This window comes from Dolomitihabitans soli (assembly GCF_022213955.1).
GTDB classification, from domain to species: domain Bacteria; phylum Actinomycetota; class Actinomycetes; order Streptosporangiales; family Streptosporangiaceae; genus Streptosporangium_A; species Streptosporangium_A soli.
Map to the genome: position 1 here is coordinate 172569 of NZ_JAKNTW010000006.1, position 22717 is coordinate 195285.

Consider the following 22717-nt stretch of genomic DNA (forward strand, 5'->3'; position numbering starts at 1 on the left):
AGAGGAGGAAACGGCGGCATGATCACCCGAATCGAGATCGACGGCTTCAAGTCCTTCGCGGACTTCAGCATTGATCTGCCGCCGTTCCTCGCGGTCATCGGCACGAACGCCAGCGGCAAGTCCAATCTGTTCGATGCGTTGCGATTTCTCTCCGCGCACGTGCGTGGGGACGTGTACGACGCGGTCGATGCGGTACGCGGCGATGCTGTGGGTCTGTTCAGGCAGCTCGGAGATGGGTCCCGGACCGACAGGATGACTTTCGGCGTCGAGTTGATCGTGGACCCGGACCGGGCGTGGGGCAGATCGGTTCCACCGGATTGGCGGCAGGCGTTCGGCACCCGGTGGCGCTACGAACTGCAGGTGACCCTTGGCAAGAACGGGCTGAAGTCCGCGGAGTCCTTCGTTCCGATGCCGAGGTCGGAGGATCGGTGGACCGGGCTGGCCGAGGCCGATCCTGAATGGGCGGCGAAGTACGTCTCCTATATCGCCGAAGCAGGTCCACAATCCGAGCTTGTCGACGGGCTGCTGGGCGGCGAAGGCCGTCTGCGTCTCTCCCGAGCGCCTGAAGGTCCTCCCCGGCGGAGTTTTGAGACGGACGCCGAGTCCAGCGAGGACGGGCAACTGCACGACGCCGTGGTCGCCGCCGTCTATTCGTCCGTCGCCGACATCTCCGCGTTCCAGCTTGAAGATCTCGCTCTGCGTAAGTTGAGTTCCCTGCCTGCGCGTCCCGTTCTCCAGCCGAACGGAGCCGGGTTGCCCGCATATCTGGACAGCCTTCGTCAGATGAGCGCGACAGAGGAGGATCCAGCGGGGATCCTTGCGGAGATCAGGGCGGATCTGACCCGGATCGTTCGCGAGGTCATCTCGTTCGACGTCGTCGAGGACGAGGAGCGGCGGGATGTGCGCATCGTCTTCGAAGGGCGCTACACCCCCCGGTTCGGCGCGGAGGTGGCTTCTGATGGCACACTGCGGGTCCTGGCGCTCTTGAGCGTGCTGAACGATCCGGCGAAGTCGGGACTGCTCGCCATCGAGGAGCCCGAGAACGGCGTCTTTCCCGAGAGATTGCGGGAGCTGCTCACCACAATGCGCGGACTGGTGACCGATCCGGTCCGGGACGACCCGGGTTGGCCGCTGAAGCAGGTCCTGGTCACCAGCCACTCGCCTATCGTCCTCGATGCGGTTCCGCGTGCGAACATCGTTTACCTGGAGAACGTGACCCGAATCCAGCAGGAGGTCGTATCCCGCATCACTCAGGCGCGCCGCCTGGTGGAGGCGGGCCGGCCTAACCGCCTGCCAGAGGAGAAGATCTCCCGGGTGACGGAGAGCGAACTCGATCGCTTCCGCGCGGGCCGGGAGTTCACTGCCTCATGAGATGCCTGCAATCGGTCATCATCTGCGAGGGGCCCTCGGATGAATGGTTCCTCCCCGTGCTGCTACAGCGGGCGATGGACCTACTCTGCCTGGAGACCTTTCCCGGAGATGTCGACGTCAGAGATGTCCGGGTGCTGGCTGCCGACCACCAGCGGCCGGAGGCTCTCGCCGCTACGGCGACGCGTGAACATGGCGCGTTCGACGTGTTGTTCTACCACCATGACGGGTTTCCCAGCAGGACGGCCGCGGACAAGATCGAGGCTGTGCGTCAGGCGCTGAGCCTCGTGGGGGTCAGGGAGGCGTTTGTCCCTGTTGTTCCGGTGATGGAGACCGAAGCGTGGATCCTCGCCGACCCCGAAACCCTGGCGATGGTGCTCTCCGTTCCGGTCGAGAAGGTCAGGGCGTTACTCCCGGCGCAGCCGAAGCTGGTAGAGCGCAGGTCCGAACCCAAAGAACTGTTGCGGCTGGTGATGCGCACCCTCGTACGGCGTCACCGGCGTGCCAGGCCGGACGGTCACGATGTCGAACGTTATTTCAGCGAACTCGCGGAGAACGTCAACATAGGTCTGTTGCGGGAGGTGCCCGCGTTCGCTGAATGGTGGAGGGCGATGACGCAGGCCATGGAACGGCTCGGCTTCCGGCATGGGTGATCCCTTCGCCGTAGTGGGAGCTTGCTCTGCTGATACTTATAGACACATGAGAAGTGGTGAGATATCTGATGAGCACTGAGACGCTCATGCCGTATGACGAGGCGCTGGAGCGCTTTGAGCCGGTGCTGGGGCTGGAGACGCACGTCGAGCTGGGGACCGCGTCGAAGATGTTCTGCGGTTGCCCGACGGGGTTCGGGGCGGCGGCGAACACTCAGGTGTGCCCGGTCTGCCTGGCGTTGCCGGGGTCGTTGCCGGTGGCCAACGAGATGGCGATCGAGTCGACGATCCGGATCGGGCTGGCGCTCAACTGCTCGATCGCCTCGTGGTGCCGGTTCGCCCGGAAGAACTACTTCTATCCGGACATGCCGAAGAACTACCAGATCAGCCAGTATGACGAGCCGCTGTGCGTGGACGGCTACCTCGACATCGAGATCGAGGGGAAGACGGTCAGGATCGGCATCGAGCGGGTCCACCTGGAGGAGGACACCGGCAAGTCCACGCACGTGGGCGGCGCGACCGGGCGTATCCAGGGAGCCGACTACTCGATCGTCGACTACAACCGGGCGGGGATCCCGCTGGTGGAGATCGTCACCAGGCCGGTCGAGGGCACCGACAGGCTCGCGCCCGAGATCGCCAAGGCGTACGCCACGGAGCTGCGTGAGGTCATGCGCTCCCTGGGAGTCTCCGATGTGCGCATGGAGGAGGGCTCCATGCGGTGCGACGTGAACGTCTCGCTGATGCCGCGCGGCACGACCGAGTGGGGCACCCGTACCGAGACCAAGAACGTCAACTCGCTGCGTTCGATCGAGCGATCCGTGCGGCACGAGATCGAGCGGCAGGCCGCGATCCTCGCCGACGGCGGCCGGATCATCCAGGAGACCCGCCACTTCCACGAGGACACCGGGACCACCACCGCGGGACGGTCGAAGGAGGAGGCGCAGGACTACCGCTACTTCCCCGAGCCCGACCTCGTGCCGATCGCGCCGGACCCGGCGTGGGTGGCGAAGCTGAAGGCGGAGCTTCCCGAGCTGCCCGGCGCCAGGCGCAGCCGGCTGCAGCGCGAGTGGGGCGTGTCCGACCTCGACATGGCCGCGATGCACAACGCCGACGCGGTCGATCTCGTCGAGGCCACGGTGGCGGCCGGCGCGCCGCCCGCCGACGCGCGCAAGTGGTGGATGGGCGAGCTGGCCCGCCGCGCCAACGAGTCGGGTACGGCTCTCGCCGCGCTGCCGATCACGCCCGACCAGATCGCCAGGGTGTGCGCGATGGTCGCCGGCGGCGCGCTGAACGACAAGCTGGCCCGCCAGGTGCTGGAGGGCGTGCTCGAAGGCGAGGGCTCTCCCGACGAGGTCGTCTCGGCGCGCGGCCTGCAGATCGTGAACGACCAGGGTGAGCTGTCGGCGATCATCGAACAGGTGCTGGCCGACAACTCGGACGCCGCGGACAAGGTACGCGGTGGCAAGATCGCCGCTGTCGGCGCCCTCGTCGGCGGCGTCATGAAGGCCAGCCGCGGCAAGGCCGACGCCGGCCGCGCCCGCGAGCTCATCCTGCAGAAGCTGGGCGTCTCCGAGTAACCGAGAGGCCATCCCGGCTCTTACCGGCCGCGCCCGCGGGTGGCGTCTCCAAGTAACCGAGACGCCACCGGGCCCGTCCGCAGGTGGCGTCTCTGAGTAACCGAGAGGCCATCCCGGCTCTTACCGGCCGCGCCCGCGGGTGGCGTCTCCGAGCAACTGAGACGCCACCCGGCCCGTCCGCAGGTGGCGTCTCTGAGTAACCGAGGCGCCACCCCGGTTCGTACCGGTCGGCCGTGCCCGGTTGGCGTCTTCGAGTAACCAGAGACGCCGACCCCGGCCCATATCCGGTCGCGTCCGCGGGGTCGCCTGCCTCTCGGGCGCGGATCCGGCGAGCTCGGATCCGCGCCCGTCTGGTCACCTGGGCGGGCTCGGGCTCATCGGACGGCGTTCCCGGTACGGCGGCGCGTCGCGAGGCGGCGGAAGACGGGAGTGAGGAGGGCCAGGGCGGCGAGGGTGAGGAAGGCCACCGCGATCGGGCTCCGCACCAGGACCGTGACGTCTCCGGCGCCGATGGCCAGGGCGCGGCGGAGTTGGATCTCGGCCATCGGCCCGAGGATCATGCCGATGACGGCCGGGGCGACCGGCAGGCCGAAGCGGCGCATGGCGTAGCCGAGCAGGCCGAGCAGGTAGAGGATCACCAGGTCGACCCGCGAGCCGTTCAGCGCGTAGACGCCGAGTGCGGCGAACAGCACGATCCCTGCGTACAGGTAGGGGCGCGGGATGTGCAGCACCCTGGCCCAGGCGGGGGCGAGCGGGAGGTTGAGCACCAGCAGCATGGCGTTGCCGATGAACAGCGACGCGATCATTCCCCAGACCAGGGCGGGATTGTGGTCGAAGAGCTGCGGGCCGGGCTGCAGGCCGTACTGCTGGAAGGCGGCGAGCATGATCGCGGCGGTGGCCGAGGTGGGCAGGCCGAGGGTGAGCAGGGGAACGAGGGTGCCCGCCGCCGAGGCGTTGTTGGCGGCCTCCGGTCCGGCGACGCCTTCGATGGCGCCGTTGCCGTACTCCTCGCGCGCGATCCCCCGGGCCAGGCGTTTCTCCGCCGCGTAGGACAGGAAGGTCGGGATCTCGGCGCCGCCGCCGGGCAGGGCGCCGAACGGGAAGCCGAGGGCGGTGCCGCGCAGCCAGGGCCGCCAGGAGCGGCTCCAGTCAGACCGGCCGAGGAAGGCGCGGCCCACCGGCACGACGTCGGGGGCGGCGTGGCGGAGCCGGGAGGCGACATAGAGGACCTCGCCGACCGCGAAGAGGCCCACGGCGACGACGACCACGTCGATGCCGTCGAGGAGCTGGTCGATGCCGAGGGTCAGCCGGGCCTGGCCGGTCTGCTGGTCGATGCCGACGAGGCCGATGGCCAGGCCCAGCCCCAGCGACGCGAGGCCGCGGACGACAGAACGGGACAGGACCGAGGAGACCGCGGTGAAGGCGAGTACGGCGAGCGCGAAGTAGTCCTCGGGGCCGAAGGAGATCGCGAAGTCGACCACCAGGGGAGCCGCGACGACGAGCAGCGCGGTGGCGATGGTGCCCGCGACGAACGAGCCGATCGCCGCCGTCGCCAGAGCCTGGGCCGCCCGGCCGCGCCTGGCCATCTTGTTGCCCTCCAAGGCGGTGATCATGGAGGAGCTCTCGCCGGGCGTGTTGAGCAGGATGGACGTGGTGGACCCGCCGTACATGCCGCCGTAGTAGATGCCGGCGAACATGATGAACGCGCTGGCCGGGGGCACGTTGAAGGTGATCGGCAGGAGGAGCGCGACGGTCATCGCGGGCCCGATGCCCGGCAGCACGCCGACCAGGGTGCCGAGCGTGACGCCGACCAGCGCGTAGACCAGGTTGATCGGGGTCAGGGCGGTCGCGAATCCGTCCAGGAGCAGGCTGAACGACTCCACCTAGAGCACCCCCGAGAGCAGGCCGCCCGGCAGCGTCACGCCCAGGCCCCAGACGAACCCGGCGTAGGTGCAGAACGCCAGCACGACGGCGATCAGTGCGGCCCTGAGCCGGTGGGTCGCGCCGAGCACGGTCGACAGGCCGAAGAAGAGCAGGGCTCCCGCGATGATCCAGCCGAGCACTTCGAGGACGGCGGTGAAGCCCAGGAAGATCACGCTGACCAGGGCGACGCTGCGGAGGTCCGCGGGGATGCGGAGGTCGATGTCCTCGCTTTGCTCCGGGTCGCCGCGGCCGCCCCGTAGGACGTCGATCACGTAGCAGACGCCGATGAGGATGAGGGCGCAGCCGACCAGGATCGGGAAGAACCTGGGGCCCAGGCCGAGGGTGGATGCGGCGGTGGTGACGTCCGCCGTGCCGGCCAGCACGAAGACGCCCAGGACCAGCACGGTCAGCGCCAGGGCCAGCTCGGGCTTCCACCGGCGGCCCTTGTCCCCGGCCGGGCCGGCGGGCCGGTCGCCATCGTCCGGAGGGTCGTCCGGAGGAGGGGGGTGTTCTCCTGCCGGTGGGTTCTCGCCCGATGGTCCTCCGGTGGGTGGTGGCGAGCCGGTGGGTGGTGGCGAGCTGGTGGGTGGTGGCGAGCTGGTGGGTGGTGGCGAGCCGGGGGTTGGGGGGTGGTTGCCGGTGGGCGGGTTCTCCGCTGGTGGTCCGCCGGGGGCTTGCGCGGTGTCCACGGACGGGGGGAGCGGGGGTTCGTCGGTGGGTGGCGGATCGTGGGATGGCGGGAGACTGGGAGGCATCAGGAGACGAGGCCCATCTCGGCGATGATGGCCTTGATACGGGTCTGCTCGGCCGCGAGGTAGTCGGTGAACTGCTGGCCGGTCTGGAAGGAGTCGACCCAGCCGTTCTTCTTGACGGCGTCCTGCCAGGCGGCGGAGCCGTGCATCTTGGTCACCAGGTCGGTGAGGGACTTCCGGTCGGCGTCGCTGAGGCCGCCGGGGGCGACGAAGCCGCGCCAGTTGGCGAGTTCGACGTCGAGGCCGCCCTCCTTGAGGGTCGGGGAGTCGATGGAGTCGAGGCGGGACGGCGCGGTCACGCCGAGCGCGCGCAGTTTGCCGGACTTGACGTGCTCGGCGAACTCGCCGATGCCCGACACGCCGGCCGCGACCTTGTTGCCCAGCAGGGCGTTGAGCGCCTCCCCGCCGCCGGAGTGCGCGATGTAGTTGACCTGCTTGGGGTCGATGCCCGCGGCCTTGGCCATCAGCCCGGCCACGATGTGGTCGGTGCCTCCCGCGGAACCCCCGGCGATCGCGATCTTGGCGGGATCGGCCTTCCACGCGGTCACCAGGTCGGCCAGCGTCTTGTGCGGCGAGTCGGCCGGGACCACGACGATCTCGTACTCCTCGGTCAGCTTCGCGATGGGCGTGGTCTCGGCCAAGGTGATCTTGGACTTGTTCTGCTCCACCGCGCCGACCATGACGAGGCCCATGGTCATCAGCAGCCTGCCGTTGCCCTTCTCGCCGGCGAGCTGCGCCAGGCCGATCGTCCCGCCCGCGCCGGGGACGTTGAACACCTCCACCTTCTGGGCGGGGTCGGCCGACTTCAGGGCCTGCTCCGCCGTACGGGAGGTCTGGTCCCAGCCGCCGCCGGGTGCGGCGGGGGCCATGATGCGCAGCGCGGTGGTGCCGGAACCGGAACCGGAACCGTTGCCGCAGGCCGAAACGGTGAGGACCGCGACCGCGAGGACGGCGGCGAGTCTCGAAAGGCGCATGGTCGCTCCAACGAACAAGATATGGGTGTGGTGAGGATGGTGAACGCCGCGCGTCACCCTGTCGATGCTTTGTGTGTTTGCCGTCGTATTGGTGGTATTGGTCACGCCTGCCGTCACCCGCCCAGGCCCGCCGCGACCCTGCTGTGACCTGCGGCTGGTTACGTAGAGGTCGTGCGACGTGTGCTGAACGCTTCACTCGGCACCCAGCTGTTCGTGCTCCAGATGGTGATCGTGTTCCTCACCCTCGCGGGCACCGCGGCCGTCTGGGTGCAGCACACCCGGGCGCAGCTCGACCACCAGTACCAACAGCGGGCGCTGGCCATCGCCGAGTCGGTGTCGGGCCTGCCCGCGGTGCGCGCGGCCTTCGCCTCGCCGCGCCCGGAACTGGCCCTGCAGCCGATCGCGGCGGGCGTCCAGCGGGCCACCGGCGCCGACTACGTGGTGATCGCCAACCGGAGCCAGATCCGCTACGCCCACCCGAACACCTCGCTGATCGGCAAGCGGCTGTCGACGGACGGCTCGCAGGTGCTCTCGACGGGCAGGAGATGGACCGGCATCGAGACCGGCACCCTCGGCACGTCGGTGCGCGGCAAGGCGCCGATCTTCGACACGGCGGGCAACGTCATCGGGCTGACCTCGGTGGGTGTGCTGCAGGACACCGTCGCCGACCAGCTCGGGGCCGCGTTGCCGCCGCTGGTGTGGACCGTGCTCGCCGTACTGCTCGCGGGTTCGGCGGGGGCGGCCCTGATCGCCCAGCGGGTGCGCCGCCAGACGTTCGGGCTGGAACCCGGTGAGATCGCCGGTCTGCTGGAGCAGCGGGAGGGCGTGCTGCACGGGGTCAAGGAGGGGGTGCTCGCGCTCGACCTGGCCCACCGGGTGACCCTGGTCAACGACGCGGCGCGTGACCTGCTCGGGCTGCCGGGCGACCCGGTGGGCCGCTCGCTGTCCGAGATCGAGGTGTCCAGCCGGATCCGCGACGTGCTCGGCGGCGACGATCCGGGCGAGGACCGCATCGTGCTGCGCCGCGGCCGTGTGCTGGTGCTCAACCGCACGCAGGTGGCGGTCCGCGGCCAGCACCGCGGCTGGGTCGTGACGCTGCGCGACAGGACCGAGCTGGTACGGCTGGCGCAGGAGCTGGACCAGGCCAGCAGCACGACCGAGGCGCTGCGTGCCCAGGCGCACGAGTTCGCCAACCGGATGCACACCGTGGTCGGGCTGCTGGAGCTCGGCGAGCACGAGGCGGCCGTCGGCTACATCACCCGGACCACCCAGGCGTACAGCGACCACGCCTCCGGCATCCGCGAGCGGGTGGCCGATCCCACGCTCGCCGCGCTGCTGCTGGCCAAGTCCGCGGAGGCGGCGGAGCGGGGCGCGTCGCTGGTGGTCGCCGCCGACTCCATGGTGGCGGCGGACGCGATCGGCGACCCGCAGGACGCCGTGCTGGTGGTCGGCAATCTGGTGGCCAACGCGCTCGACGCGCTGGAGGGGGACGGCGGCACGGTGGAGGTCTCGGTGCGGGCCGACGCGGAGGGGTTGCACGTGCGGGTCAGCGACTCGGGTCCCGGCGTCACGCCCGAACTCGCCGAGGAGGTGTTCCGCGACGGGTTCACCACCAAGGTCTCGCATGCGGGGCCGCGCGGCCTCGGCCTGGCGCTCACCCGGCAGACGTGTCTGCGGCGCGGCGGCTGGGTGCGGGTCCACAACGCGGGCGGCGCGGTCTTCACCGCGTTGCTGCCGGTGCCCGGGGTGGTCCGTTGATCCGCGTGCTGGTCGTCGACGACGATTTCATGGTGGCCAGGATCCATGCGGGCTATGTCGCGCGGGTCCCCGGCTTCGAGGTGGTCGCCGCCGCCCACAGCGGGCGGTCGGCGGTCGCGGCGGTCGCGGAGCACGCACCCGAGCTGGTCCTGCTCGACATCTACCTGCCCGACCTGTCGGGGCTCGAAGTGCTGAAGACGCTGCGCGGCGCGGCCCAACCGGTCGACGTCCTGGTGATCAGCGCCGCCCGTGACGTGGCCACGGTGCGGGCGGCCATGCGCGGCGGCGCGGTCAACTATCTGATCAAGCCGTTCACGTCCGCCGCGCTGACCGACAGGCTCGTGCAGTACGCCGACACGCGCAGACAGCTCACCGCCCTCGGCAACCAGGCGGCGCAGGAGGAGGTGGACAGGCTGTTCGGGGCGGTGCGGGGGGTTACGCCGCCGTTGCCGAAGGGTCTGTCGGCGACCACCTGCGCGCTGGTCGCCGACGCGCTCAGGGACTCGGGCACCGACCTGTCCGCCGCCGAGACCGCCGGGCTCACCGGGCTCTCACGGGTGAGCGCACGTCGTTATCTGGAGCACCTCTGCGCATCCGGCCGGGCCGAGCTGCGACCCCGGTACGGCACCGCCGGACGGCCCGAACACCGATATCGCTGGACGGGTTAGGCAATGTCCACTTTCTGTGACATACAAGGACGTCCGTGCTTTATGGTTTGCGAGAGGTAAGGCTACGAAGCGAGAGGACGGAGGCGTGCGGAACGCCGGAGCGTCGATAGACCCACCGACGGACCCGTCCGCCGCGGTGCCCCTGCCCAAGAAGCGCGCGTCCAACGGGGCCGGAGCCGCGGGTGAGCCGTCGGAAGGTGCCGGTGCGCCCCGAGGCAGGAAGTTGCCCCCGGGTGTCTCGCCCGACATCTTCGGCCGTCCGGCCACGCCGCCGCCCGGCCGGCCGGGCTCCTCGGGTCTGCCGCCCGTGCCGCCCCCGCCGCAGCCCTGGCCGATGACCGGCGCGCCGGAGCGGCGCAATCCCGTGGCCCTGCCCACCGGCCCCGCCTCGGCGGGTGAGACCGACGACGAGAGCTTCGGCGGCGACCCCGCGACCGTTTCGCCCGGCCCGCCGCGCCGCCGCAGGGGCCGCCGGTTCCTGATGACGTCCGTCGTGGTGGCGCTGGTCGCCTCGCTCGCCTACGCGGTTCCCGCGGTCGCGATGTCGGGCATGGTGCTGCCGGGCACCAGCGTCGAGGGCGTGGACCTGGGCGGGCTCACCGTCACGCAGGCCGCCGACCGGCTCAGGGAGCGGCTCGACGGCCGTGCCAGGCAGCCGATCGCCGTCCGGGCGGTCGGCGTCCGCCACGAGGTGCTGCCCGAGGAGTCGGGGCTGGAGCTCGACGTGGTGGGCACGATCAAGCAGGCCCCCAGCGGGTTCCCCACGCCGTTCGAGACCTTGCGCGGGCTCACCGGCGAGACCCTGCTGGAGCCGAAGATCACGGTCGACTCGGTCGAGCTGGCCAACTCCGTGGAGAGGCTGGCCGACGACGTCGACCGGCCCGTGCGGGAGGGCGAGATCCGCTTCGACGGCAGGAAGCCGGAGATCGAGGCGCCGCGTGAGGGCAGGGCGCTGGAGTCGGCCGCCGCGGCGACCGCGATCCAGCGGGCCTACCTCGGTGACGCCGGTCCCGTCGAGCTGCCGGTCACGGTGCTGAAGCCCAAGGCCACGGCCGAGGCGTTCAAGGAGGCGGCGGTCACCGCGCGCAAGGCCGTCACCGGCCCGTTCACGCTCACCCACGGGGGCCGGCAGGCGCAGCTCTCCGCGGAGGCCGTCGCCGCCCACCTGAGCTTCGTGCCGGACGCCCAGGGTGCGGTACGGCCCGTCTTCGACGCCAAGAACGCGCTGACGGAGGTCGAGAAGAAGCTCATCGACCCCGGCAAGGCACCCATCGAGCCGACCTACGAAATCGTGAACGGCGTGCCCCAGCTGATCCCGGGACGGGCGGGCCAGGGAGTGGACGAGGACGAGCTCTCCGCCGCCCTCATCAAGGTCATCGAGGGCGGCGGGAGCCGTACGATTCCGGTGCAGCTCGTCGAGGCCAAGCCGCGGATCGACGACGCCGACGCGCGGGCGCTGGACATCACCGAGAAGATCAGCGAATTCACCACCGAATACCCCTGTTGCGAGCCCCAGGCGAAGAACATCCAGGCGATCGCCGGCATCCTCGACGGCTATGTGGTGAGACCCGGTGAGACGTTCTCGCTCAACGAGATCGTCGGCCAGCGCGACAAGGCGCGCGGGTTCGTGCCCGCCCCGGAGGTCGTGGACGGGCGGTTCGCCGACGAGATGGGCGGCGGCATCTCCCAGTTCGTCACCACGATGTACAACGCCGTCTTCTTCGCCGGGCTGAGGGACGTCAAGCACACCGCCCACGAGTTCTACATCTCCCGCTACCCGGCGGGACGCGAGTCGACGGTCTCCTTCCCGCAGCCCGACTTCCAGTGGGAGAACAACTCCAAGAGCGGTGTGCTGATCAAGACCTCCGCCACCGCCACCTCGATCACCGTCACGTTCTGGGGCGGCAAGCGCTACGACCGGATCGAGGCCAAGGCGTCGGATCCGCACAGCCACACGAACTACGGCACCGACACCGACGCCGGCCCGGACTGCGTGCCGATGCCGGGCCGGCGGGGGTTCACCATCGAGGTGACCCGGGTCTTCTACAACAACGGGCAGGAGGTCAAGCGGGACGAGCCGGTTCGTACGGTCTATCGCCCGCAGACGAAGCTGACCTGCACGAATTCGTCAGCCGACGGGTAGCACCAGGATCCGGTCGTCCGTGTCGGCCGGGGAGCCCCGGCCGTCCTGGTTGCTGGTCCCGACCCACACCGAGCCGTCGGGGGCCGTCGCCACCGCGCGCAGCCTGCCGTACTCGTCCCGCAGCCGGGCGACCGGGCTGCCCACCGAGCCGTCGGCGGCGACCGGCACCTGCCACAGGCGGGCGCCGCGCAGCGCGCCCGCCCAGAGCGAACCGCCGGCGTAGGCCAGGCCGGACGGCGACGCCTCGGCGGTCGGCCAGGTCAGCACGGGGTCGACGAACCGGTCGTCGCCGCCGACTCCCTCGACCTCCGGCCAGCCGTAGTTGGCGCCCTTCTCGATCAGGTTGATCTCGTCGTGGGTGTTGGCGCCGAACTCGGTCGCGAACAGCCGTTTCCGCTCGTCCCAGGCGAGGCCCTGGACGTTGCGGTGGCCGTAGCTCCAGACGGGCGAGCCGTCGAACGGGTTGCCGGCGGACGGCTTGCCGTCCACGTTCACCCGGAGGATCTTGCCGGCCAGGGAGTCGCGGTCCTGGGCGAGCTGCCGGTCGCCGATCTCACCGGTCGTCGCGTAGAGCTGGTCGTCGGGGCCGAACGCGAGACGGCCGCCGTTGTGGATGGTCCCCTTGGGGATGCCGGAGAGGATCGTGGTGGCAGCGGAGAGGCGGTCGCCGTCGAGCCGGTAACGGACGACCCGGTTGTCCTCATCGGCCGTGAAATAGACGAAGACATAGTGATCACTGGCATGGTCGGGCGACACGGCCACGCCCATCAGGCCACCCTCCCCGGCGGGGGAGACCCCCTCGATCGTGCCCAGCGGGGTGACCTCGCCCTGCTGGGTGACGCGCAGCAGCCGTGCCGAGTCGCGCTCGGTCACCAGCGCGTCCCCGCCCGGCAGGAACGCGATCGCCCACGGCACCGCCAGCCCCTCCACCAGGGTCTTCGGCTGCCCGGCCGGGGCGGACGCGCTCGGCGTCGCCGACGCTGTCCCGCCGGCCTCCGCGGCGGCAGGGGTCCTGCCCTCGCCGACCCGTTCGGGGGGAGCCGCCGAACACGCCCCCGCCAGCAAGGCCGCGACCACGACCACGGCCACTCCACTCCCGCGTGACCCACAGGACATCTGGCCACCTCCTCATCGCCATACTGCATCTCTTCCGGCCCTCTGTTACGCCTGCCACCCCATCGAGGTTCCACACCCGGCAGGGCGAAGCACCGCTAGGTTGAGGACCCATGGAGATCTGGGTGCCTTCGTCCGGGACTACCAGTGCTCATGATGATGTGCTGGGAGCCGGCTGTGTGCACGCCTCCCGCGCGGCGCACGGAGCGGCCGTCGCGGAATCAGATCCTGCGCCACGTGGCCGGGAACCACTGAAGAGCGTGATCACCAGGTCATACTCAGAGAAGAATGGATTCCGGACCGTGGCTGCGCCGTGACCTGTGCTGCGTACCGTTGGTTAAACCGCGAGTCAGTAGGAATGCGACGCCGTGATCCGGTGCGCACGAGCGGGCAGGACCGGCGAGCAGATCGCGGACCTGCCGGGCTGGCTATCAGATCGGTGACAACTGAAACGTTGTGACCACCCGCGCCCTGGGGAGCGCACAAACTGTCGGTTGCGGAGGACTCAAGGAGGAGGCATCCGCGGCAGGCTCGCGAGCGACGCGAGCCGATGGAACACCGGATGGGCAGACGACTTTGATCCGCTGGCGTGATCCACGCGTGCCACTCACCGCCGCCGCCGCGGCGGGAGCGATGGGGTTGGCGGCCGCGCTCGTGACCGGCGCGCCGACGGCCGTCGTCGGCGCGGTCACAGGCGTCACGGCCGCGTTGCTGGCGGTCGTCTCGCTGGTGGCCGCCGCCGGGCGGATCTCGCCCGCGCACCGCCGTACGGCGCTGGCCTGGCGCTGGCTCGCTTCGGGCGGGCTGGTCTGGCTGGTGGGCATCGGCCTGCGGCCGGTCGCCGGCGGCGCGTCCTACACGGTCTCCTTCACCGATCTCCCCACGCTCACCGGCACCGTGCTGATCGCGGTCGGCTGCTGGCTCGCCGCCGCGCCACCGCCACACGCCCGGGCCGTGCTGAGACACGCGACGGACGCCTACCTGTGCGCCGCCTCCCTGCTCGTGGTCGGCTGGATCGTCGTGCTCGGCCCGGCGTACCTGAAGATCGGCGAGCCCGGGACCTTCGTGGTGCCGCTCGTCTCGCCGCTGCTCTGCCTGCTCGCCGCGTGCGCGGTCGGCCCCGCGGTGGTGACCACCCGCTCCTCGGGCTGGCCGGTCGGGCTGGCCGGTCTCGTCGTGCTGTCGGCGATCACCGCCGGGGAGACGGCGACCGCGATCGCCCGGCTGGCGGGCGAGGACACGCCGATGGCGGGCGTCTGGCCGGCCCCGGTGGCGTTCCTGCTGCTGGCCGCCGCGCCGTGGTGCGGGCCCAGGACCCGCGCCGTGGACATGACCGACGAGCCGCGCACGGCGGCCGGTCCGGTGGCCGCCGGTCTGATCGCCGGCCTGCCGCCGGCCCTGGTCGGCGTCGCCACCGCGTTCGTGCTGGTCCACGTGATGCGCGGGCAGGCCGAGCACCTCCCTCCGCTGATCTCCGCGGTCATCGCCTCGGTGGTCCTGGTCCTGCTGTTACGCCTCTTCGTGCTGCTGACAGAGGGCGCGCGGCTGCGGCGGCTGGTCGCCGTCGCCGACCTGCGGCTCCGCGAACTGGCCGAGAGCACCTGTGACGTGGTGCTGGTCTGCGACCACGACGGCATGCTGCACGAGATCGGCGACACGGTCCAGGGCGTGTACGGCTACCGCCCCGAGGACCTGGTCGGCGGATCGATCTTCGACTACATCCACCCGGAGGACGTTCCGGGCATCCAGGCGGCCCTGCGCGAGCTGGACCTCGACGACACGCTCGATGCCGGCGGGCCCTGCCAGATCGCCTGCCGGGTGCGCGCCGCGGACGGGACCTGGCGGCCGAGCGAGTCGGTGGCCACCCGGCACCTGCGCGGCGAAGATCTGCTGCTGGTGTCCACCCGCGACCTCAGCGACCAGGAGGCGCTCCGCGAACAGGTCGCCCACCTGACCTTCCACGACGGCGTGACGGGCCTGCCCAACCGGGCCTACTTCGAGGAGCGCACCCGCGAGGTGCTGGCGGGCCGGGCGGCCGGGCGCAGCGCCGTGGTCTTCCTCGATCTCGACGGGTTCACCGCGGTCAACGACTCGGTGGGCCATGCCAGCGGCGACTACCTGCTGGGTCAGGCGGCACGCCGGCTGCGCTCCGCCGTACGGTCGGACGACACGCTCGCGCGCTGGGGCGGCGACGAGTTCGCGGTGCTGGTGGAGAGCGGCGCCGAGGCGCAGGCCGTGGTCGATCTCGCCGAGCGGCTGGTGCGCGCGGTGTCGCAGGAGCCGTTCCGGGTGGCCGACCGCGACATCGCGCTGACCGCCAGCGTCGGGGTGGCGTTCGCCGAGGACGGCGTGCCGTCGGGCGACCTGATCCGCAACGCCGACGTGGCGATGGCCAGGGCCAAGGAACTGGGCGGACGCCGGGTCGAGGTGTTCGCCGCGCACATGCACGCCGACGTGGTCCGCCGGCTGGAGCTCGCCGCCGACCTGCAACGCGCGCTGGCGGAGAACCAGTTCGCGGTGGAGTACCAACCCGTCGTCGATCTCGCGACCTCGCGGGTGACCGCCGTCGAGGCGTTGGTGCGCTGGTGGCGGGGGAGCACGTTCGTGCCGCCCGAGCAGTTCCTCGGCGCGGCCGAGGACACCGGCCTGATCGTGCCCCTGAGCGAGTGGATACTGCGCGAGTCGTGCCGCGAGGTGGCCGCCTGGCGTGCCTCCTCCTGGGACATCGGCCTGTCCGTGAACCTCTCGGCCCGGCAGATCACCGCCCCCCGCTTCGTCGAGACGGTCTCCGAGGCGCTGGCCGACAGCGGACTGCCGCCGAGCGCGCTGACCCTGGAGGTCATCGAGGAGATGCTGGTCGAGGACGCCGAGGAGACCATCTCCCGGCTGTCCGAGCTGCGCTCCCTGGGCGTACGGCTGGCGATCGACGACTTCGGCACCGGTTACGCCTCGCTCGCCTTCCTGCGCCAGCTCCCGGTCGACATGATCAAGATCGATCCCTCGTTCGTGTCCGGGCTCGGCAGGGACGAGACGCTCACCCTGCTCACCCGCACGATCGTGCGCCTCGGCCACGACCTCGGCCTCATCGTGGTCGCGGAGGGCATCGAGCGGCCCGAGCAACTGGAACTGCTCAGGGAGATGGGCTGCACCCGCGGGCAGGGCTACCTGGTGGCCAGGCCGATGGCGGCCCGGGGTGTCGACTCCCTGATGCGCACCAGCCTGCAGAGCACGGCATGAAGTGGTCCGAATCGTGAGACTTCTGTCCCACTGGTTTGACATGAAGGCGGCTGGGGCGGCTAAGGTAGGCGCATGCGTATTGGTGGGTCTCTCAGCCGGGTCAGTGACCCGGCCCCCTTGCGGGTCGTAGTACTTCGTTGGCGCGCAGGCGCATAACGAAGACCCCCACCTGCGCGCCGCCCCAGCTCCGCCCCTGACCGGGCGGGTGGGGCATTTTTTATGCCAGCAGAAAGCTCAGCCACAAGGAACGAGCCGATGACCGAACGGATGACAGGTGCACAGGCCCTGGTCAGGGCGTTGGAGCACGTCGGAGTCGACACGGTGTTCGGGATCCCAGGCGGCGCCATCCTCCCCGCCTACGATCCCCTCTACGACTCGACCAAGGTCCGGCACGTGCTCGTACGGCACGAGCAGGGCGCCGGCCACGCGGCCGAGGGATACGCGCAGGCCACCGGCAAGGTCGGGGTGTGCATGGCCACCAGCGGCCCCGGTGCGACCAATCTGGTCACCCCGATCGCCGACGCCTACATGGACTCGGTGCCGATCGTCGCCATCACCGGGCAGGTGCCGAGCGGATCGATCGGCACGGACGCCTTCCAGGAAGCCGACATCGCCGGCATCACCATGCCGATCACCAAGCACAACTTCCTGGTGACCGATCCTCTCGACATCCCCCGCACGATCGCCGAGGCGTTCCACATCGCCTCGACCGGCCGTCCGGGCCCCGTCCTGGTGGACATCGCCAAGGACACCCTGCAGGCGATGACGACCTTCACCTGGCCCCCGATCATGCAGCTGCCCGGCTACCGTCCGGTCACCCGGCCGCACTCCAAGCAGATCCGGGAGGCGGCCAAGCTGATCGTCGAGTCGGCGCGTCCCGTCCTCTACGTGGGCGGCGGGGTGCACAAGGCCCGCGCCTCGGCCGAGCTGCTTCGCCTCGCGGAGCTGACCGGCATCCCGGTCATCACCACGCTGATGGCGCGCGGCACCTTCCCCGACAGCCATCCGCAGCACCTGGGCATGCCCGGCATGCACGGCAGCGTCGCGGCGGTCGGGTCGCTCCAGCGCGCCGACCTGATCATCACGCTGGGCGCCAGGTTCGACGACCGGGTCACCGGCCAGCTCTCCAGCTTCGCCCCGCACGCCAAGATCGTGCACGCCGACATCGACCCGGCGGAGATCTCCAAGAACCGGCACGCCGACGTGCCCATCGTGGGCGACTGCCGCGAGGTGATCGGCGACCTGGCCACGGCCGTGGAGAACGAGTACACCGAGGGCCGCAGGGGCGACTACACCGACTGGTGGACCCAGCTCAACGGGTACAAGACCACCTACGCGCTCGGCTACGAGGAGTTCGAGGACGGCTCCCTGGCCCCGCAGTACGTCATGGAGCGGCTGAGCGCCATCGTCGGGCCCGACGCCTACTACGTGGCCGGCGTCGGCCAGCACCAGATGTGGGCGGCCCAGTTCATCGACTACGAGAAGCCCGGCTCGTTCATCAACTCCGGCGGGGCCGGCACGATGGGCTTCGCCGTGCCCGCCGCGATGGGCGCCAAGATGGGCAAGCCCGACGCGACGGTGTGGGCGATCGACGGCGACGGCTGCTTCCAGATGACCAACCAGGAGCTGGCCACCTGCGCGATCGAAGGCGTGCCGGTCAAGATCGCGATCATCAACAACGGCAACCTCGGCATGGTCCGCCAGTGGCAGACGCTGTTCTACGAGTCGCGTTACTCCAACACGAACCTGCAGTCCGTCCGCCGGATCCCCGACTTCGTCAAGCTCGCGGAGGCATACGGTTGTGTCGGCCTGCGCTGCGAGCGCGCCGAGGACGTTGACGCCACCATCAAGAAGGCGATGGAGATCAACGATGTGCCTGTCGTGGTCGACTTCGTCGTGCACCAGGACGCCATGGTCTGGCCGATGGTCGCGGCGGGCACCAGCAACGACGAGATCAAGTTCGCCCGAGACATGGCTCCCATCTGGGAATCGGAGGACTAGAGGGATATGAGCAGGCATACTCTGTCGGTGCTCGTGGAGAACAAGCCCGGCGTGCTCGCGCGGGTCTCCGCGCTGTTCAGCCGTCGTGGCTTCAACATCGACTCACTCGCAGTCGGGCCCACCGAGCACGACGACATCTCCCGGATGACCATCGTCGTCAATGTCGAGGACCTGCCCCTTGAGCAGGTGACCAAGCAGCTCAACAAGCTGGTCAACGTCCTGAAGATCGTTGAACTGGACCCCACCCAGTCCGTGCAGCGTGAACTCATGCTCATCAAGGTCAGGGCCGAGGCGGAGACCCGCTCCCACGTGCTGGAGCTGGTCTCGCTGTTCCGTGCCCGGTGTGTCGACGTCTCCTCTGACGCGGTGACGATCGAGGTCACCGGCACACCAGACAAGCTGGAGGCCTTCATCAAGGTGCTGGAGCCCTTCGGTATCAAGGAGCTCGTGCAGTCGGGCATGGTGGCCGTCGGCCGCGGTGCCCGCTCCATCACCGATCGCTCGCTCCGTGCCCTGGACCGCAGCGCATAACACGAAAGGTAGTTAAGTGACCGAGATCTACTACGACGACCAGGCTGACCTGTCGATCATTCAGGGTCGCCATGTGGCCGTCCTGGGATACGGCAGCCAGGGCCACGCGCACGCCCTGTCGCTCCGTGACTCGGGGGTCGACGTGCGGGTGGGCCTGCCCGAGGGCAGCAAGAGCCGGGAGAAGGCCGAGAACGACGGCCTGCGCGTGCTCAGCCCGGGCGAGGCGGCGGAAGAGGCCGACCTCATCATGATCCTCGCCCCGGACCACATCCAGCGCCACCTGTACGCGGAGCACGTCCTGCCCAACCTCGTCGAGGGCGACGCGCTCTTCTTCGGGCACGGCCTCAACATCCGCTACGGCCTCATCGAGGCGCCCGAGGGCGTCGACGTCGCCATGGTCGCCCCGAAGGGCCCCGGCCACCTGGTCCGCCGCCAGTTCTCCGCGGGCCGCGGCGTGCCGGTCCTGATCGCGGTGGAGAAGGACGCCAGCGGCACCGCCTGGGACCTCGCCCTCTCCTACGCCAAGGGCATCGGCGGCACCCGCGCGGGCGCGCTGAAGACCACCTTCAAGGAGGAGACGGAGACCGACCTGTTCGGTGAGCAGGCCGTGCTGTGCGGCGGCGTCTCCGAGCTGATCAAGACCGGTTTCGAGACGCTGATCGAGGCCGGCTACCAGCCCGAGGTCGCCTACTTCGAGTGCCTGCACGAGATGAAGCTGATCGTCGACCTCATGTACGAGGGCGGCGTCTCCAAGATGTACTGGTCGGTGTCCGACACCGCCGAGTACGGCGGCTACACCCGTGGCCCGCGGGTGGTCAACGCCGAGACCAAGAAGGAGATGCAGCGCATCCTCGCCGAGGTCCAGGACGGCACCTTCGCCCGGCAGCTCATCGAGGAGTTCGACGGCGGCCAGACCGAGTTCCGCAAGCACCGCACGGAGCTGGCCGAGCACCCGATCGAGAAGACCGGCGCCAAGCTCCGCCCGATGATGAGCTGGCTCAAGGAGAAGTGACCCGTCACCGGCACGCCCTCGTCCTGGGGGCGTGCCGGTGTCGTTGCAGGGCTTGGGGGATGTGCGTTCGGCGTCACGCGCCGGGGTCACGCGCGTGGTTGGGCGTCACGCGCGGGGGGTTGGGTCCTGCGTGGGCCTGGGGGTGTACGGCAGGCGTGACATGCGGTAGCCGGTCGGGTCACGCCTGGGGGGTGTACGGCCGGTGTCACAAGCGGGGGGCTTGGCCGTACGGCTCGGCTTCGGGCGAGGGCGAGGGCGAGGGCCGGTGCCCGAGGCGGCGGGGTCAGTGGCGGGGGTCAGTGGCGGGCGAAGGACTGGGTCCAGTACGGGCCCTTGGAGCCCTTGAAGAGGCCGACGCCGATGTGGGTGAAGTTGCAGTTCATGATGTTGGCCTTGTGACCGGGGCTGTCGAGCCAGGCCTTGACGACCGCTGCGGGGGTGGGCTGGCCGAGGGCGATGTTCTCGCCCCACGCGCGGATCGGGGCGAAGCCGGCCGCCTTGATCCGGTCACCGGGGTCCCTGCCGTCCTGTGAGTTGTGCGCGAAGTAGCCCTTGTTGGCCATGTCCTTGGAGTGGCCGAGCGCGGCGGTGTGCAGCTTGGGGTCGTGGGTCAGCGCGCCGCACCCGGAGCCCTTCCGAGCCTGGTTCGTGAGCCGTACGACCTCGTTCTCCTGTGTGGTGCCGGTCGACGAGTCGTTGTCCCCCGAGGGCGGCGGAGTGGGCGGCGGCGTGGGGAGCGGCTTGGCGGAGGAGCCGCACTTGAGACGGGCCGCCTTCGAGCGGGAGACGTTGCCGTCGGCGTCCACGGCCGTCACGTAGAAGCGCTGGAACCGGTTGGTGCACCGTGCCGAGGTGGTCACCTTGCCGTTCGTGACCGCCTTCGCCGCCCGTCTGACGACCTTGTCCGGTCCCGGATTGCTCGTCTTGATCTGTACCCGTACGGCGGCCTTGTCAGAGCAGCCGGACCGTACGGCCAGTGCGCGCACCGAGGTCGTCGAGGCGACCGGCGGAACGGCGATGACCCGGCAGGCGGCGCTGGTGACCTGCGCCTCCGTCTCCGCCTGTACGTGGGGCGCGCCTACGAATGGGCTGATCGCCGCCAGGCTGCCGATGCACACCAGTGTGCGCACGAGTCTCCGCATGTGATCCTCCAGAAGGGTTCGGACACCTTACGGAACATGCATTCTGGCGGTGACACATCGGACATGTCACGTGAATTGAGATAATTTTGTGATTGAAGGGAAACCGATGAACGTTATGGGGCGTGTGGGACTGCCTCGTCGATCTTGAGCATGACCGTGCCGATCTCGTCGCTCAGAAGATCGAACCGGACCGTGACCGGGAGCGTCTCCTCCCGGTCACGGGCGCGAACGGTCAGCAGGGAGCGGGCTTGAGCCAGGAGCACTCCAGGTCGCTCTGCCCGCCGTCCGTACGGCGGAGCTGCACCTGGGCGACGTCGGCGGGCGCGTTCCTGCTGAACTGGGCGAGCCGGATGGCGATCTTGTCCTCGATGTCCTTCGGCGAGCCGGACAGGTACTGGTTGAGCATCACGGAGAAGACGAGCGGCTCGCCGTCCGCGCTGGTGACGTAGCCGGACAGGGAGGTGACGCCGGTCAGGGAGCCGGTCTTGGCGCGGACGTTGCCGGCGGCGGGCGTGCCCCGCATCCGGCTGCGCAGGGTGCCGCCGACCATGCGGTCGGGCTCACCGGCGATGGGCAGCGAGGCGTACCAGGTCGGGTACCACGGCTTGGCGCGCAGGGCGATCAGCATCGAGGTGAGGCCGGAGGGCGTCAGGCCGTCGACGCGGGAGAGGCCGGAGCCGTCCCGCAGCCGGACCGTGGGCATGCCGTTGGCCTTGACGAACGCGGAGATCACGTCGAGTCCGGCGGCCCAGGTGCCCTTGCCGGAGACCTTCTTGCCCATGCTCTTGGTCAGGATCTCGGCGTGCATGTTGTTGCTGAGCTTCATGAACGGCACCAGCAGCTCGCTCAGCGGCATCGACTGGTGCGACGTGATCGACTTGGCCTCGGCGGGGGTGGCGCCTCGGCCGGTCTTGCCGAGCACCCGCACGCCGTGCTTGGCGAGCGAGGCGCGCAGCAGGCCGGCGGCGTAGCCGGTCGGGTCGTCCACGGCGACCCACTCGTCGTAGGCGCCGGCCACGGTACCGGTGATCACCACCGTGTTCGTGCTGTGCTGCCGTTCCACCAGCACGTCGGTCTCCGCACCGGTGACCGCCTTGTTCACGATCTTCAGGTGGTCGGTCTCGGGCTTGGTGGACACCTTGGCGGGTGTGCCCGCGCCGTCGCCGGGGGCGACCGAGACGATCACCGAGCCCGCGTCGTAGTCGGTGTCGGGTGACGCGGTGAGCGCCGAGATCTGCGCGGCGTAGTAGTACGGCTCGTCGTCCCACGCCCAGTCGGTGCCGAGCCGTACCGAGTCGAAGTGGGTGTCGTCGGCGACGAGCCGGCCCGTCACCACCTTCAGGCCGGCGGCGGCGACCTTGGCGGCCAGCGCGTCGTAGTCGGCGGCGAGCATGGTCGGGTCGCCGGTGCCCCTGAGGTAGAGGTCGCCGGCGAGCACCGAGCCCGCCTTACGCCCGGCCGCGAGCACGTCGGTGGTGAAGCGGAAGTCGAGGCCGAGCGTCTCCGCCGCCGCCGCCGAGGTGAGCAGCTTGGTGTTGGAGGCGGGAGTGAAGATCTTGCCGGAGTCCTGGCCGTAGAGCTCCTCGCCCGAGGCGACGCTCCTGACGACCACTCCGGCGCGCCCGACGGTCAGGCGGGCGTCGCCGAGTATCTGGTTGAGGTCCTGCGTCAGGTCGGCGACGCCGGCGGCGGGTTCGAACGCGGTGGCCGGAACGGGCGCGGATGCCCAGGCGAGACTCGCCACGAGCATGCCGGTGACCAGAACTGTCCTTGATCGCACGGGCTCTCCTGTGAGAGTGGGGGGAAGCCGTCTGCGGGGATCATCGACAGACGGCCGCCTGTCGCGCAATACGCAAATCTCCGTATGT

General features: G+C 70.0%; 16 protein-coding genes. 10 read left to right on the plus strand and 6 right to left on the minus strand.

Annotated features, from left to right (window positions below; genetic code table 11):
- Positions 1 to 18 precede the first annotated feature (18 nt).
- The 3 genes from MBA17_RS14200 (at position 19) to gatB (ending at position 3595) form a co-directional block, all read left to right on the plus strand.
- Positions 19 to 1371 carry an AAA family ATPase gene (locus MBA17_RS14200; RefSeq protein ID WP_238496903.1) on the plus strand — a complete coding sequence of 451 codons (1353 nt, stop codon included), beginning with the start codon at positions 19 to 21 and terminating at the stop codon, positions 1369 to 1371.
- Complete coding sequence (locus MBA17_RS14205; RefSeq protein ID WP_238496904.1) at positions 1368 to 2021, plus strand: DUF4276 family protein; 654 nt, start codon at positions 1368 to 1370, stop codon at positions 2019 to 2021. Before MBA17_RS14200 ends, MBA17_RS14205 begins: the two co-directional genes overlap by 4 nt.
- Positions 2022 to 2089: 68 nt before the next feature.
- Complete coding sequence (gatB, locus tag MBA17_RS14210) at positions 2090 to 3595, plus strand: Asp-tRNA(Asn)/Glu-tRNA(Gln) amidotransferase subunit GatB (RefSeq protein WP_238496905.1); 1506 nt, start codon at positions 2090 to 2092, stop codon at positions 3593 to 3595.
- Positions 3596 to 3969: 374 nt separating this feature from the next.
- Here the strand turns inward: gatB and MBA17_RS14215 are convergent, their stop codons facing one another.
- The 3 genes from MBA17_RS14215 to MBA17_RS14225 all read right to left on the minus strand — a co-directional run bounded on the left by MBA17_RS14215 (position 3970) and on the right by MBA17_RS14225 (position 7244).
- Complete coding sequence (locus tag MBA17_RS14215; RefSeq protein ID WP_238496906.1) at positions 3970 to 5478, minus strand: tripartite tricarboxylate transporter permease; 1509 nt, start codon at positions 5476 to 5478, stop codon at positions 3970 to 3972.
- Entirely contained in the window at positions 5479 to 6207 is a 729-nt protein-coding gene (locus tag MBA17_RS14220) for a tripartite tricarboxylate transporter TctB family protein (protein WP_238496907.1), read from the minus strand.
- Between the two features lie 65 nt (positions 6208 to 6272).
- Positions 6273 to 7244 (minus strand): tripartite tricarboxylate transporter substrate binding protein, encoded by a 972-nt coding sequence (locus MBA17_RS14225; RefSeq protein WP_238496908.1) that lies wholly within the window; start codon positions 7242 to 7244, stop codon positions 6273 to 6275.
- Positions 7245 to 7424: 180 nt separating this feature from the next.
- Between MBA17_RS14225 and MBA17_RS14230 the strand changes: the two genes are divergently transcribed.
- The 3 genes from MBA17_RS14230 (at position 7425) to MBA17_RS14240 (ending at position 11813) form a co-directional block, all read left to right on the plus strand.
- On the plus strand, positions 7425 to 9002 hold the full coding sequence (locus MBA17_RS14230) for an ATP-binding protein (RefSeq protein WP_238496909.1): 1578 nt from the start codon (positions 7425 to 7427) through the stop codon (positions 9000 to 9002).
- Positions 8999 to 9670 carry a response regulator gene (locus tag MBA17_RS14235; RefSeq protein ID WP_238496910.1) on the plus strand — a complete coding sequence of 224 codons (672 nt, stop codon included), beginning with the start codon at positions 8999 to 9001 and terminating at the stop codon, positions 9668 to 9670. The genes MBA17_RS14230 and MBA17_RS14235 overlap by 4 nt, the downstream gene beginning before the upstream one ends.
- A gap of 85 nt (positions 9671 to 9755) precedes the next feature.
- Positions 9756 to 11813, plus strand: coding sequence for a VanW family protein (locus MBA17_RS14240; protein ID WP_238496911.1), 2058 nt, complete (start codon positions 9756 to 9758; stop codon positions 11811 to 11813).
- On the opposite strand, the gene MBA17_RS14245 is transcribed toward MBA17_RS14240, so the two are convergent.
- Entirely contained in the window at positions 11799 to 12929 is a 1131-nt protein-coding gene (locus MBA17_RS14245) for a PQQ-dependent sugar dehydrogenase (RefSeq protein WP_238496912.1), read from the minus strand. The two genes, MBA17_RS14240 and MBA17_RS14245, sit on opposite strands and share 15 nt — an antisense overlap.
- 597 nt (positions 12930 to 13526) lie before the next feature.
- Here MBA17_RS14245 and MBA17_RS14250 point away from each other — a divergent pair.
- The 4 genes from MBA17_RS14250 to ilvC all read left to right on the plus strand — a co-directional run bounded on the left by MBA17_RS14250 (position 13527) and on the right by ilvC (position 19707).
- Positions 13527 to 16163 (plus strand): putative bifunctional diguanylate cyclase/phosphodiesterase, encoded by a 2637-nt coding sequence (locus tag MBA17_RS14250; RefSeq protein WP_238496913.1) that lies wholly within the window; start codon positions 13527 to 13529, stop codon positions 16161 to 16163.
- 219 nt (positions 16164 to 16382) lie between these two features.
- Positions 16383 to 18164 (plus strand): acetolactate synthase large subunit, encoded by a 1782-nt coding sequence (locus MBA17_RS14255; RefSeq protein ID WP_274385404.1) that lies wholly within the window; start codon positions 16383 to 16385, stop codon positions 18162 to 18164.
- A 6-nt stretch (positions 18165 to 18170) separates the two neighbouring features.
- Complete coding sequence (gene ilvN / locus MBA17_RS14260) at positions 18171 to 18695, plus strand: acetolactate synthase small subunit (protein ID WP_238496915.1); 525 nt, start codon at positions 18171 to 18173, stop codon at positions 18693 to 18695.
- Between the two features lie 25 nt (positions 18696 to 18720).
- Positions 18721 to 19707 (plus strand): ketol-acid reductoisomerase, encoded by a 987-nt coding sequence (ilvC, locus tag MBA17_RS14265; protein WP_238497168.1) that lies wholly within the window; start codon positions 18721 to 18723, stop codon positions 19705 to 19707.
- A gap of 296 nt (positions 19708 to 20003) precedes the next feature.
- Here ilvC and MBA17_RS14270 read toward each other — a convergent pair whose 3' ends face one another.
- Positions 20004 to 20849 carry a CAP domain-containing protein gene (locus tag MBA17_RS14270; protein ID WP_238496916.1) on the minus strand — a complete coding sequence of 282 codons (846 nt, stop codon included), beginning with the start codon at positions 20847 to 20849 and terminating at the stop codon, positions 20004 to 20006.
- A 232-nt stretch (positions 20850 to 21081) separates the two neighbouring features.
- On the minus strand, positions 21082 to 22629 hold the full coding sequence (gene dacB / locus MBA17_RS14275; protein ID WP_238496917.1) for a D-alanyl-D-alanine carboxypeptidase/D-alanyl-D-alanine endopeptidase: 1548 nt from the start codon (positions 22627 to 22629) through the stop codon (positions 21082 to 21084).
- Positions 22630 to 22717: the final 88 nt, after the last annotated feature.

Coding starts and splice junctions, on each gene's coding strand:
- MBA17_RS14270 (WP_238496916.1), bottom strand. CDS start 20,849: ATGCGGAGACTCGTGCGCACACTGGTGTGCATCGGCAGCCTGGCGGCG.
- gatB (WP_238496905.1), top strand. CDS start 2,090: ATGAGCACTGAGACGCTCATGCCGTATGACGAGGCGCTGGAGCGCTTT.
- MBA17_RS14225 (WP_238496908.1), bottom strand. CDS start 7,244: ATGCGCCTTTCGAGACTCGCCGCCGTCCTCGCGGTCGCGGTCCTCACC.
- MBA17_RS14200 (WP_238496903.1), top strand. CDS start 19: ATGATCACCCGAATCGAGATCGACGGCTTCAAGTCCTTCGCGGACTTC.
- MBA17_RS14245 (WP_238496912.1), bottom strand. CDS start 12,929: ATGTCCTGTGGGTCACGCGGGAGTGGAGTGGCCGTGGTCGTGGTCGCG.
- ilvN (WP_238496915.1), top strand. CDS start 18,171: ATGAGCAGGCATACTCTGTCGGTGCTCGTGGAGAACAAGCCCGGCGTG.
- MBA17_RS14255 (WP_274385404.1), top strand. CDS start 16,383: ATGCCAGCAGAAAGCTCAGCCACAAGGAACGAGCCGATGACCGAACGG.
- MBA17_RS14205 (WP_238496904.1), top strand. CDS start 1,368: ATGAGATGCCTGCAATCGGTCATCATCTGCGAGGGGCCCTCGGATGAA.